Origin of the sequence: Actinoplanes sp. NPDC026623 (genome assembly GCF_040638275.1) — a bacterium.
Lineage (GTDB): Bacteria > Actinomycetota > Actinomycetes > Mycobacteriales > Micromonosporaceae > Actinoplanes.
In genome coordinates this window covers 15,675-27,972 of record NZ_JBEZXZ010000116.1, presented here as the reverse complement: position 1 = coordinate 27,972, position 12,298 = coordinate 15,675, and the positions used below count along the sequence as shown (strand labels likewise).

The window sequence follows — 12,298 nt, the reverse complement described above, 5'->3', positions numbered from 1 at the left end:
CACTACCCTCTTCCGAACTTCGGCGGCGCCGCCCGCCTCCGCCGCGGCGGCGGCCTGATCGATCGCGAACTGGTCGCACGCGGTCTCGAGCGCCAGCGCCGATGCGGCGGCGGCCTCCGCGGCGCCCATCTGCTGTTCCGGCGCCAATTGCTCGCCGTCGCAGATAACCGCGCCGGCGTTGATTTCCAATTTCTCGCAACCGGCGATGTCGAAGTTCTGGCCGTCGACCACGACGATCTCCGCGGCCTTCGCCTGCTCGCCGGCCGATGCGAACTGCAGGCCCGTCACACCGCCCACCACCAGCACACCAGCGATGACTGCGCCGCCGATCGCCTTGCGGTTGACCCCGGTGCTCCTGCCCCCGGTGCGTCGTCGCTGTCGCAGTCTCATCACCACTCCTCGTCGTCGGACATCAATGTCGTTCGAGATCCAGTACGCGACCGCCCGGCGTGTTGGTTCAGATCTGCGCCGAATTCATCCGGTTCAAAATTCCGACGATTTTCTTATGCCAATTTCGCCCCGATGTCCGGGCCGGCCGGACTCCCGGGCCGGCCGGCGGTCCGAGGATGCCGAGAAACCTGACTGGTCAGGTGAGGGCCGGCACATGCCGGGATGGCATCATCGCCCGATACGACCCGCACCGGGTCGTGGGCGAGGTGATGATCCGCCGGGCGAGTTGGTCGCCCATGTCCGGCGGGGAGCCAGCGGCGAAACCGGCGTCCTTGGTACCGGGGTCGACAATCCCGGCACCGGTCCGAGCGGTCGACTGGTCGATCTCACTGACTTCTGAGGATTTCGCCTGATGAACACGCCCCCGCGTCCCCGGCTGACGGTCATCGGCACCGGCTACCTCGGCGCCACCCACGCCATCTGCATGGCCGTGCTGGGCTTCGACGTGATCGGTGTCGACGTCGACGCGGACAAGGTCGCGCGGCTCAACTCCGGCGAGGTGCCGTTCTTCGAGCCCGGCCTGCCCGAACTGCTCGTCAAGGCCCTCGAGACCGGCCGGCTGCGCTTCACCACCTCGTTCCGGGAGGCCGGCGAGTTCGGCGACGTGCACTTCATCTGCGTCGGCACGCCGCAGCGCGCGGACTCAGGCGCCGCCGACCTGACCTACGTCGACGCGGCGGTCACCGCGCTGTCGCGGCACCTGCACCGCCGCGCCCTGGTGGTCGGCAAGTCCACCGTTCCGGTCGGCACCGCCGCCCGCCTGGCCGAGCTGATCCGGGCCACCGCGCCCGCCGGCGACCAGGTCGAGCTGGCCTGGAACCCCGAGTTCCTGCGCGAGGGCTTCGCCGTCGACGACACCATGCGGCCCGACCGGCTGGTCTTCGGCGTCACCTCGGCCTGGTCCGAGGAGCGGCTGCGTGCCGCGTTCGCGCCGGTGCTCTCGCTGGGCGTTCCGGTGAAGGTCACCGACCTGCAGACCGCCGAGCTGGTCAAGGTCGCCGCGAACTCGTTCCTCGCCACCAAGATCTCCTACATCAACGCGATGGCCGAGGTCTGCGAGGCCACCGGCGCCGACGTGCGGGACCTGGCCGAGGCGCTGGCCTACGACGAGCGGATCGGCGGCAAGTTCCTGCGGCCCGGGCTCGGCTTCGGCGGCGGCTGCCTGCCCAAGGACATCCGGGCGTTCGCGCACCGGGCCGAGGAGCTGGGCGTCGGCCGGGCGGTCGGCTTCCTGCGCGAGATCGACGGCATCAACCGGCGCCGCCGCTCGCGGACGGTCGACCTGGTGGTCGAGCTGTGCGGCGGCGACGTCGCCGGCCGCAGGATCGCGGCGCTGGGCGCGTCGTTCAAGCCCGACTCCGACGACATCCGCGACGCGCCCGCCCTCGAGGTGGCGAGCACGCTCGCCGGCCTGGGCGCGGACGTGCACGTCTTCGACCCGGCCGCGATGGACAACGCCCGCCGGGCACACCCCGAGCTCAGCTACGGCACCGGCGCGCTGGACGTGGCCCGCGGCGCCGACGTGGTCGTGCTGCTGACGGAGTGGACCGAGTTCCGCCGGATCGCCCCCGAGGCGATGGCCGCGGTCGTCGGCGCCCGGCGGATCGTCGACGGCCGCCACGCGCTGGACTCGGACGCGTGGCGCGCGGCGGGCTGGGAGTACCGGGCCCTCGGCCGCCCCTGACCGATAACGATCAAGGGCCGAGGGACCGCCGGCTCAGTCCTCGGCCGAGCGCCGCTGCCGGGGCGCGTGCCCGACGGCCAGGGCCGCGACGACCGCCGCCGCGAAGGCCTCCCGGTCCCGCGGCGGGTAGCCGCGGCAGGTCGCCGCGTCCATCGCGGACGCCCACGCCAGCCGCAACTGCTCGGCCTCGAAGGCGGGCACCGGCGTGTCGGGCACGTTCGCGAGCTCGCCGGTGCGCGACCGGCGCCAGCGGCTCAGCAGCATCGTCAGCCGGCCCCGGCCGGAGGCCTCCGGCTCCTCGGCGGGTGCGAGGGACACCACCGTCTCGGCCACGAAGCCGAGGGCGAAGGCGGACCATCCGTCGACCTGGTCGACAGGCACGCCGGCCCGGCGCCCGTCGAGCGTCCACGGATCGATCCGGTACGCCTCCAGCACCGACTCCACGTACGGCAGCTCACCGGGCGCCAGGGCGGCCAGCACCTCCCGGACGACATCCGCACCGGTCCGCGGGTACCCGTTGCGCACAGCCATACACCCTTCCGTCGCGTCTGCTCGACCCTAGGCACCGATGACCGCGATCAACCATGTCGTCACGCGAACGGGTTACCGGCCGTCACATCGGCCGCGGCGCCGCAGTGAGGTTCTCGTCGCCGCCCGGAAGCAGTACCGGCACGCGGATGTGACCATGCCGGGGTGCAGTGCTGATGTGACACTGACAGCGATGCGATCCGTCGACAGCCCCGTACCGTGGCGTACCGCCCTGAAGATCGCCGGCACGTCCGCCACCGCCCTGCCGCCCGAGCGGGTGCCGCTCGGCGCGGCCGTCGGCCGGGTGCTCGCGGAGCCGGTGCGCGCGGGCGCCGACCTGCCTGGTGCCGACGCCGCCGCCATGGACGGCTACGCCGTGGCCGGCGCCGGGCCCTGGCGGGTCGTCGGCCGGATCCTGGCCGGCGGGCCGGCGTGGGCCGGGGTCCTCGGGCCGGGCCAGGCGGCCGAGATCATGACCGGCGCCGTGGTGCCGCCCGGCACGGTCGCGGTGTTGCCGTACGAGACGGCCGACTTGACCGGCGCCGCGGGCTGGACGAAGCCGCACATCCGCCGGGCCGGCGAGGACGCGCGGGCCGGCGACGAGTTGCTGCGCCCCGGGCGGGTCGTCACCCCGGCGGTGGCGGGGCTGCTCGCCCAGGCCGGGCTGGACGACGTGCCGGTGCGCCGGCGGCCGTCGGTCCGGCTGGTCGTGACCGGCGACGAGGTGGTGTCCGCCGGCGTGCCCGGCGCCGGGCAGGTCCGCGACGTGTTCGCCCCGATGGTGTCGGCGCTGGTCGCGGCAGCCGGCGGGGTGGTCGCCGACCGGGTGCTCCTGCGCGACGACGCCGGGCTGCTCGCCGATTGCCTGGCCGCCACGGACGTCGACGTGGTCGTGGTGACGGGCTCGTCGTCGGCGGGCGCCGCGGACCACCTGCACCGGGTCCTGGACACGCTCGGCGCGCGCCGCCTGGTGGACCGGGTGGCGTGCCGGCCGGGCCGCCCGCAGTCCCTCGCCGCCCTGCCGGGCGGGCGGTGGGTCGCGGGCCTGCCGGGCAACCCGTACGCCGGGCTGGTGGCCTGCGTGACCCTGCTGCAGCCGCTGCTGTACGGCCTGACCGGCGCCGCCCGGCCGCCGGCACCTCGGCTGAGCGTGGTGGGCGACGCGCACCTCCCGCCGGCCGCGACCCTGCTGGTGCCCGTACGCCTCGCGGGTGACCACGCCACGATCGTGCCCGGCGGCCGCCCGGCGAGCCTGGCCGGCGCCGCGGCCGCAGACGCCCTGGCCGTGCTCGAGGACGGCTGGTCCAGCGGCGCCGCGGCCGACCTGATGCTGTTGCTCTGACGTTGTTGTTGCAGGTCAGGGGCGGTTGCAGCGTTGTCGCACGCCTACTTGTGCACCTACCCTGCGGCTATGACCGGTCTGCGGCACGCCCTCACCCCGCACTCCCACGACCCGGCCGGAAGGGTCGACACCGAGCTGGAGACGTCCCGCGCCGGGCTGCGCGCCCTGTGGATCTCGCTGATCGGGCTCGGCGCGACCGCGGCGGCGCAGGCCGTCGTGGTCGCCCTCTCCGGCTCGGTCGCGCTGCTCGGCGACACCCTGCACAACGCCGCGGACGCGCTCACCGCGGTGCCGCTCGGCGTCGCGTTCCTGCTCGGGACGCGCGCGGCGACCCGCCGCTACACCTACGGCTTCGGCCGGGCCGAGGACCTGGCCGGCGTCGCGATCGTGGCGACGATAGCGGCGTCCGCGGCCTTCGCCGGCTACGAGGCCGTGCGGCGGCTGCTGCAGCCGCAGGAGATGACCCACATCCCGTACGTGGCGGCGGCCGGCCTGCTCGGCTTCGCGGGCAACGAGATCGTGGCGCGGTACCGGATGTCCGTCGGCCGGCGGATCGGCTCGGCGGCGCTGGTCGCCGACGGCCGGCACGCCCGCGCGGACGGGTTCACCTCGCTCGCGGTCCTGCTCGGCGCGGGCGGTGCGGCGCTGGGCTGGCGCTGGGCGGACCCCGCCGTGGGCCTGCTGATCACGCTGGCGATCCTGCTGGTGCTCAAGGACGCGGCCCGCGACATCTACCGCCGGCTCATGGACGCGGTCGACCCGTCCCTGGTGGACCGGGCGGAGACCTGCCTGCGCGCGACGCCGGGCGTGCTCGGGGTGCGCTCGGTCCGGCTGCGCTGGATCGGCCATCGGCTGCACGCGGAAACGGAGATCACGGTCGGCGCGGAGCTGTCGCTGGCGGCGGCGCACGCCATCGCGGTCGACGCCGAGCACCGGCTGGGCCACGCCGTACCGAGGCTGACCAGCGCACTCATCCACCCCGACCCGGAGCACGCGCACGGCTGAGCCACGGCACTTCGGGCCTCGATGCCCGGGCATGGTTCACTGCCCGGGTGACAGCTCGCGGCGGGACGTGACATGCCACTGATGATCTTCGTGCACGGCTGGCCCGAGCTGGGCCTGGTGTGGCGCGCCCAGGTCGAGCACTTCACGGCGGCGGGCTGGGACTGCGTGGCCCCGGACATGCGCGGCTACGGCACCGCGTCCGTGCCGGCGCGGCCCGACGCGTACGCGCTCGAGCACATCGTCGGCGACATGCTCGACCTGCACGACAGCCTGGGCGGCGAGCCGGCGGTCTGGGTCGGGCACGACTGGGGCAGCCCGGTGGTGTGGTCGCTCGCCGCGCACCACCGCGAACGGGTCCGCGCGGTCGCGAGCCTGTGCGTGCCGTACCTGCCGGAAGGCTTCGCCCTGCAGACGCTGGTTCCGCTCGTCGACCGCGACGCCTACCCGGCCGACCGGTTCCCGTACGGCCAGTGGGACTACTACCGCTTCTACGCCGAGAACTTCGACCGTGCGGTCGCGGACTTCGACGCGGACGTCGCCGCCACCGTGTCGCTGCTCTACCGCCGCGGGCGCCCGGACCCGGCGCCCGGGCCGGCCCGCAGCGCCCGGGTGCGCGAGAACGGCGGCTGGTTCGGCCCGGCCCGGCGCGCCCCGGCGCTGCCGCGCGACGACATGCTGTCCGTCGAGGACTACGCCGTGCTGGTGGCGGCGCTGAACGAGACGGGCTTCCGCGGCCCCTGCTCGTGGTATGTCAACGACGAGGCCAACCTCGCGTACGCCGCCCGCGCGCCGCACCGGCGCCTGGAGATGCCCGTGCTGTTCGTGCACGCGGCCTGGGACGGCATCTGCGAGACGCTGCGCAGCCCCCTGGCCGGCCCGATGCGGGCCGCCTGCGCCAACCTCACGCAGGCCACTGTCGACGCCGGGCACGAGGTCATGCTGCAGGCCCCGGCGCAGACCAACGCCGCGATCGCCGGCTGGCTGGCCGCACAGCGGCTTGCTCCGTGACCGGACCGGCCCGGCGCCGCAACCGGCGCTGAGCAGGCCCGCGTTTCCTGCCATGTGGACCTCCCCTTTTCCGTTCTGGTCGCGGGGAGCACCGTCGGCTTATCACGCTGCGTCTACAACGAGGGCGATATGACCGACAATGCCCGTATTCTGGTCGTCGACGACCAGCCCACCGTCGTCGACATGCTGGCGTCGCTGCTCACCCTGCACGGCTTCGCGGTGGACACCGCCGGCACCGCCGAGCAGGCCGTGGAGAAGGCCTCCGAGCTGCATCCCGACCTGGTGCTGATCGACACGATGCTGCCCGACGGCGACGGCATGGAGGTGCGCCGGCGGTTGCGGGCGGGCGGATCCGGCGCCGGCATCGTCTTCCTCGCCGCCCCCGACGCCGACGACGACCTGGTCGGCGGGATCGCGTACGGCTGCGACGACTGGATCACCAAGCCGTTCGACGTCGAGGTGCTGCTGGCCCGGGTCCGGGCGCTGCTGAGCCGCGGCGGCCCGCCCGGCGGCGAGCGGATCCTGCGGTACGCGGACGTGGAGCTGGACCAGGACACCAACGGGGTGCGGCGCTCGGGTGAGCCGGTGCCGCTCACGCGTACCGAGCTGGAGGTGCTGCGGTGCCTGCTGCAGAACTGCGGGCGGGTGCTGTCGGTGGCGCAGATCGAGGCGGCCACCGGTGCGGCGGACGCCGACGCCGAGGTCGGCTCGCTGCGGGACAAGCTGGACCGGCTCGGCGCGCCGCTGATCGTCACCCACCGCGGCTTCGGCTACGCGCTGCGGGCCGGCCTGCCGTAGGCGGCGGTCGCCGTCAGGCGGCGTTCTCCCCGGGCGGCGTTCTTGACGCGGTACATCGCCTCGTCGGCCTCGCGCATCAGGGCGTCCGGGTCGACGCCGGCGCCGGCGACCACGCCGATGCTGGCGGCGACGCGCAGCAGGTGCCCGTCCACCTCGATCGGCCGGGTCAGGGCCGCGCGGAACCGGTCCGCGACCTGTTCGGCGGCGGGCCCGCCGGCACCGGGCAGCAGGACCGCGAACTCGTCGCCGCCGAGGCGGGCCGGCACCGCGTCCGCCGGCAGGACGGCGCGCAGCCGTTCGGCGACCCGCACCAGGACGACGTCGCCGGTGTGGTGTCCGTACGTGTCGTTGATCGGCTTGAAGCCGTCCAGGTCGACGTGGAGCAGGGCGACGCCGGCGTCGACCTGGGCGGCGAGGCGCTCGCCGAAGAGCACCCGGTTGGCCAGCCCGGTCAGCGCGTCGTGGGTGGCCTGGTGCCGCAGCCGGTCCTGCAGCTCGCGGGACTCGGTGACGTCGCGCGCGTTGCTGACCACCGCGCCGACGCTGGGCAGGTGGGTCAGGTTGCGGCTGGTGACCTCCAGCCAGATCCACGAGCCGTTCGCGTGCCGGTAGCGGGCCTGGTAGGTGAAGCTCGATCCCGGCGTCGCCATCAGGCGCTGCAGGTCGGGCAGCAGGGCCGGCAGGTCGTCGGGGTGGATCATGGTGACGACCCGTACCCCGATCATCTCCGCGGGCTCGTAGCCGAGCGTCCGGGTGGCCGGCGTCAGGTAGACCATCGCGCCGGTCGCGTCGATCAGCGAGGTGATGTCGGTGGAGTACTCGAGCATCAGGCGCACCCGCTCCTCCTGCAGGCTCAGCGTCCGCACCAGCACCGAGTTCTCCCGGAAGGCGACCCACTGGCGCACCACGACCAGGCCGGTGATGACGAACAGGCCGCCGAAGGTCACCAGCGCGGTTCCGCTCAGGCGCCCCGGCAGCGACGCCGGGAGGATCAGCAGGACGACGCCGAGCATGGCGTACGGCAGCCTGCTCCAGGATCGCCGGGAGCTCCCGGGATTCTCGGCCTCGAGCCGGTCCGCCAGGACCTGCAGCCGCGGCCCGATGCAGACCAGGGCCGTGGTCACGATCTGAAGGGCAAGCTGCACCGGGGCACCGACGGTGGCGCGCAGGACCGCGACGTTGAAGCACTCGATCAGCGCCGCGACGATCAACGGCGAGGCCGCGTACGCGTTCATCGGGTTGTGCCCGCTGACCGTCAGCCGGGTGACGGCGAACGCGACGGCCAGGGCGATGGCGATCGCCGGTGCGGAGCCGGTGGTGCCGATGCCGAGCGCGGACGAGCGGTCGACCATGAACCAGATGACCACCGCGGAGGCCGTCATCACGGCGCTCGCGTCCAGCCAGTACTGCACCCGGGCCTGGCGGGTGGACTTCGGGTGCGGGTGGGCGAGCGCGGTGGCCACCAGGATCGCGATGCCGGACAGGACGCAGACGTCCTGGAAGCGGCCGTTCGGCACGGCGCCGGCGCCCGGGTCCTGCAGGGTGACGACGAGCCGGCCGAGGTTGCCCACCAGCAGCAGCACGCCCATCACCGTCAGCGCGCGCCAGAAGCGGCGGACGGAACGGGCCCGGCCGGGCCGGCGCGCGAGCGGAATCGAGGACGCCAGCAGCATCAGGTTGAAGATCACGCCGACGGGCGCCCGCACGACGGTGTCCACGGCGACGTCGCCCGGGCCGTAGAGCAGCCAGAGGATCACCGCGACGGCCACCCCGTGGATCGCGAGGATGCGCGCGTCGGTGGCGGCCGTGCGGATGAGCGAGCCGGGCCGGGCGGGCTGCATCGGGACTCCTGAGGGCGCGGGCGTGATGCGGCCGCGCCGCATGGATTCCAATACATCGCGGAAACGTTGCGGAAAGGGTGCCGGGCAGGGGCGTCCCAGGATCACCGCGCGACCGCCCGCTTACAGTTAGTTCTCTTAACCGTTTAAGGTCTCCGCTGGCCCGGTGCCGAATCGTTACTCGGGTGATCATGCGGAAACATTGCGAAAGACCGTTTGCCCCTCTTGACTGGCACGCGGGGGAACCGGAGACGGTGACGGTGTTGTCACGCCCCGGCGTGATGTGACATAGGGAGAGGTATGTTCGCTCAATCGAAGAGTCCGCGCTTCAGGAGCGCGCTCGCCGGCACGCTGGGCGTAGGCCTCGTGCTCGGTCTTGCCGCTTGCGGTGGTGATTCGAAAGACGAATCCGATACGGCCGGCCAGTCGACGATCGACTGCACTCCGTACAGCTCGTTCGGCGATCTGAAGGGCAAGACCATCACGGTCTACGCGGGCATCGTGACGCCGGAGGACAAGGCGTACACGGACTCGTACAAGCCGTTCGAGAAGTGCACCGGCGTAACGGTCAAGTACGAGGGCGACAAGGCCTTCGAGACCCAGATCCTCGTGCGCGCCAAGGCGGGCAACCCGCCGGACCTGGCCATCGTGCCGCAGCCCGGCCTGCTCAAGCAGCTGGTGGCCACGGGCAAGGCCGTCGAGGCGCCGGCACCGGTCGCCGCGAACGTCGACAAGTTCTGGGGCAAGGACTGGAAGGCCTACGCCACCGTCGACGGCAAGTTCTACGCCGCCCCGTCGGGCGCGAGCGTGAAGTCTCTGGTCTGGTACTCGCCCAGCGCCTTCAAGGACAAGGGCTACACCGTTCCCACCACGCTCGACGAGCTCAAGACGCTGAGCGACAAGATGGTGGCGGACAAGAAGAAGCCGTGGTGCGCGGGCATCGCCAGCGGTGAGGCCACCGGCTGGCCGATCACCGACTGGCAGGAGGACATGATGCTCCGGCTCTACGGGCCGGAGACGTACGACAAGTGGGTCAACCACGAGATCCCGTTCAACGGCCCCGAGTCGACGGCGGCGCTGGACGCGGTCGGCGGGTACCTGAAGAACCCCGACTACGTCAACGGTGGCCTCGGCGACGTCAAGAGCATCGCCTCGACCGCGTTCCAGGAGGGCGGCCTGCCGATCCTCGACGGCACCTGCATGATGCACCGCCAGGCCAGCTTCTACGCGGCGAACTTCCCGAAGGAAACCAAGGTGGCGGCGGACGGCGACGTGTTCGCGTTCTACCTGCCGGGCAAGGACGCCGCGTCCAAGCCGGTCCTCGGTGGCGGCGAGTTCAACCTGGCGTTCTCGGACCGTCCGGAGGTCAAGGCCTTCCAGACCTACCTGTCCACCGACACCTGGGCGAACGTCAAGGCCAAGGTCTCGCAGGGCTGGGTCAGCGCGAACAAGGGCCTCGACCCGAACAACCTGAGCAACCCGATCGACAAGCTGGCGGGTGTCATCCTGCTCGACCCGAAGACCACGTTCCGCTTCGACGGCTCGGACCAGATGCCGGCCGCCGTGGGCTCGAACGCGTACTGGAAGCAGGCGACGAGCTGGATCACCGGTCAGGACACCAAGACGACGGTGGACAACATCGAGAAGGCTTGGCCCAAGTGATCTGAATCTTCACCCGGGGCCGGTCGCCGTATGGTGGCCGGCCCCACCGCTCTCTCCTGAGGAGGTACGGGTCGAGTGTTCGACACCGCCGAGACCACCGCTGAGAAGTTCACGCAGATGTTCGCCGCGATCCTTCTCTTCGCCGCGGTCGTGGGCATCATCCTGTTCATCGCCGGACGCTTCGGCGGCCGCCGCGGTGACCGGGTCGTCGCCTATTCCTATCTCGCCCCGACGCTGCTGATGCTGACCGTCGGGCTCGTCTATCCCGGCGTCCGCACCATCTACGAGTCCTTCTTCGACGCCGCGGGCGACGTGTTCATCGGCCTGGACAACTACCAGACGATCTTCACCGACAAAGATCAGCTGACGGTGCTGACCAACACCGCGGTCTGGGTGCTGCTGACGCCGTTCATCGCCACCGGTATCGGCCTGCTCTACGCGATCCTGATCGACCGGGCCCGGCTGGAGTCGTTCGCCAAGGCGCTGATCTTCCTGCCCATGGCGATCTCGTTCGTGGGCGCCTCGATCATCTGGAAGTTCATCTACGCGTACCGGCCGGACCAGGCCGACGTGCAGCAGATCGGCCTGCTCAACCAGATCGTGGTCTGGCTGGGCGGCACGCCGCAGCTGTGGCTGCTGGACTGGCCGCTGAACACGCTCCTGCTGATCGTGGTCATGATCTGGATCCAGGCGGGCTTCGCGATGACCGTGCTGTCGGCGGCCATCAAGGCGATCCCGGAGGACATCATCGAGGCCGCCCGCCTCGACGGCGTCGGCCCGTGGGGCATGTTCCGGTTCGTCACCCTGCCGGCCATCCGCCCGGCCGTGGTCGTCGTGCTGACCACCATCGCCATCGGCGTCCTGAAGGTCTTCGACATCGTGCGCACCATGACCGGCGGCCAGTACGACACCAGCGTCATCGCGAACGAGTTCTACAGCCAGAGCTTCCGCAGCGACAACCAGGGGCTCGGCTCCGCCCTCGCGGTGATGCTCTTCGTGCTGGTCATCCCGATCGTCATCTACAACATCCGGCATATCCGTCAATCGGAGTCGCTATGACCACCGCCGCCACGCCGGCCGCGACCCTCGCACTCGAGGCCGAGAAGCCCACCGCGGCGTCCATCGCCAAGAAGAAGCTCACCTCTCCCTGGGCCTCGCTCGCGGCGATCGTCATCGCGGTGCTGTGGACCGTGCCGACGTTCGGCCTGCTGGTGTCCTCGTTCCGCCCCGAGCGGGCGATCAAGACGACGGGCTGGTGGACGGCGTTCACCGACCCGACGTTCACCCTGGACAACTACCGGGCGGTGCTGGACTCGGAGCAGGGCGCCGGCCTCGGCGCCTTCTTCATCAACTCGCTGGTGATCACGATCCCCTCGGTGATCATCCCGCTGAGCCTGGCCAGCCTGGCCGCGTACGCGTTCGCCTGGATCAAGTTCCCGGGCCGCAACATCCTGTTCCTGGCGATCTTCGCCCTGCAGATCGTGCCGCTGCAGGTGACCCTGATCCCCCTGCTCACGCTGTACGTGAAGGCGGACCTGGCGAACACCTTCTGGACGATCTGGCTGTCGCACGCGACCTTCGGCCTGCCGCTGGCGATCTACCTGCTGCACAACTTCATGAAGGAGGTACCGGCCGGCCTGCTCGAGGCGGCCCGGGTGGACGGCGCCGGGCACGTGTCGATCTTCTTCAGGGTGCTGCTGCCGCTGCTGCGGCCGGCCCTGGCGGCGTTCGGCATCTTCCAGTTCCTCTGGGTGTGGAACGACCTGCTGGTCGCGCTCACCTTCGCCGGCGGCGGCGACACCGTCGCCCCGATCACCGTCGCGCTGGCCAACCTCAGCGGCACCCGCGACACGGCGTGGCACCTGCTGTCCGCGGGCGCCTTCGTGTCGATCATCGTCCCGGTCACGATCTTCCTGGTGATGCAGCGCTACTTCGTCCGCGGCCTGCTCGCCGGCAGCGTCAAGGGCTGACCGCCACGGCACC

At 71.7% G+C, this 12,298-nt stretch carries 10 protein-coding genes and 1 pseudogene; 8 read left to right on the top strand and 3 right to left on the bottom strand.

The features are described from left to right. Window positions 1-390, bottom strand: a pseudogene (locus AB0F10_RS28515) (hypothetical protein); the annotation flags it as partial. 412 nt (window positions 391-802) lie between these two features. Here AB0F10_RS28515 and AB0F10_RS28510 point away from each other — a divergent pair. Further along, window positions 803-2,134: a UDP-glucose/GDP-mannose dehydrogenase family protein gene (locus tag AB0F10_RS28510; RefSeq protein WP_360631567.1), complete on the top strand. Its 1,332-nt coding sequence runs from the start codon at window positions 803-805 to the stop codon at window positions 2,132-2,134. A gap of 33 nt (window positions 2,135-2,167) precedes the next feature. Here the strand turns inward: AB0F10_RS28510 and AB0F10_RS28505 are convergent, their stop codons facing one another. Then, on the bottom strand, window positions 2,168-2,665 hold the full coding sequence (locus AB0F10_RS28505; protein WP_360631564.1) for a hypothetical protein: 498 nt from the start codon (window positions 2,663-2,665) through the stop codon (window positions 2,168-2,170). 190 nt (window positions 2,666-2,855) lie between these two features. Between AB0F10_RS28505 and AB0F10_RS28500 the strand changes: the two genes are divergently transcribed. From AB0F10_RS28500 to AB0F10_RS28485, 4 genes are all read left to right on the top strand, one after another. Continuing rightward, window positions 2,856-4,004 (top strand): molybdopterin molybdotransferase MoeA, encoded by a 1,149-nt coding sequence (locus AB0F10_RS28500; protein ID WP_360631561.1) that lies wholly within the window; start codon window positions 2,856-2,858, stop codon window positions 4,002-4,004. Window positions 4,005-4,073: 69 nt separating this feature from the next. Then, window positions 4,074-5,009: a cation diffusion facilitator family transporter gene (locus AB0F10_RS28495; RefSeq protein ID WP_360631558.1), complete on the top strand. Its 936-nt coding sequence runs from the start codon at window positions 4,074-4,076 to the stop codon at window positions 5,007-5,009. Window positions 5,010-5,081: 72 nt separating this feature from the next. Beyond that, window positions 5,082-6,017: an alpha/beta hydrolase gene (locus AB0F10_RS28490; RefSeq protein ID WP_360631555.1), complete on the top strand. Its 936-nt coding sequence runs from the start codon at window positions 5,082-5,084 to the stop codon at window positions 6,015-6,017. Window positions 6,018-6,146: 129 nt separating this feature from the next. Further along, complete coding sequence (locus AB0F10_RS28485; protein ID WP_360631552.1) at window positions 6,147-6,815, top strand: response regulator transcription factor; 669 nt, start codon at window positions 6,147-6,149, stop codon at window positions 6,813-6,815. On the opposite strand, the gene AB0F10_RS28480 is transcribed toward AB0F10_RS28485, so the two are convergent. After that, on the bottom strand, window positions 6,788-8,656 hold the full coding sequence (locus tag AB0F10_RS28480) for a sensor domain-containing diguanylate cyclase (protein ID WP_360631549.1): 1,869 nt from the start codon (window positions 8,654-8,656) through the stop codon (window positions 6,788-6,790). The two genes, AB0F10_RS28485 and AB0F10_RS28480, sit on opposite strands and share 28 nt — an antisense overlap. Window positions 8,657-8,953: 297 nt before the next feature. Here AB0F10_RS28480 and AB0F10_RS28475 point away from each other — a divergent pair, with 297 nt between their 5' ends. From AB0F10_RS28475 to AB0F10_RS28465, 3 genes are all read left to right on the top strand, one after another. Continuing rightward, window positions 8,954-10,315, top strand: a complete 1,362-nt coding sequence (locus AB0F10_RS28475; RefSeq protein WP_360631546.1) for an ABC transporter substrate-binding protein — start codon at window positions 8,954-8,956, stop codon at window positions 10,313-10,315. 117 nt (window positions 10,316-10,432) lie between these two features. Next, a complete protein-coding gene (locus tag AB0F10_RS28470; RefSeq protein WP_360631576.1) occupies window positions 10,433-11,374 on the top strand; it encodes a sugar ABC transporter permease in 942 nt (313 codons plus the stop codon). Further along, window positions 11,371-12,285 (top strand): carbohydrate ABC transporter permease, encoded by a 915-nt coding sequence (locus tag AB0F10_RS28465; protein WP_360631543.1) that lies wholly within the window; start codon window positions 11,371-11,373, stop codon window positions 12,283-12,285. Before AB0F10_RS28470 ends, AB0F10_RS28465 begins: the two co-directional genes overlap by 4 nt. The last annotated feature ends 13 nt before the right edge of the window (window positions 12,286-12,298 follow it).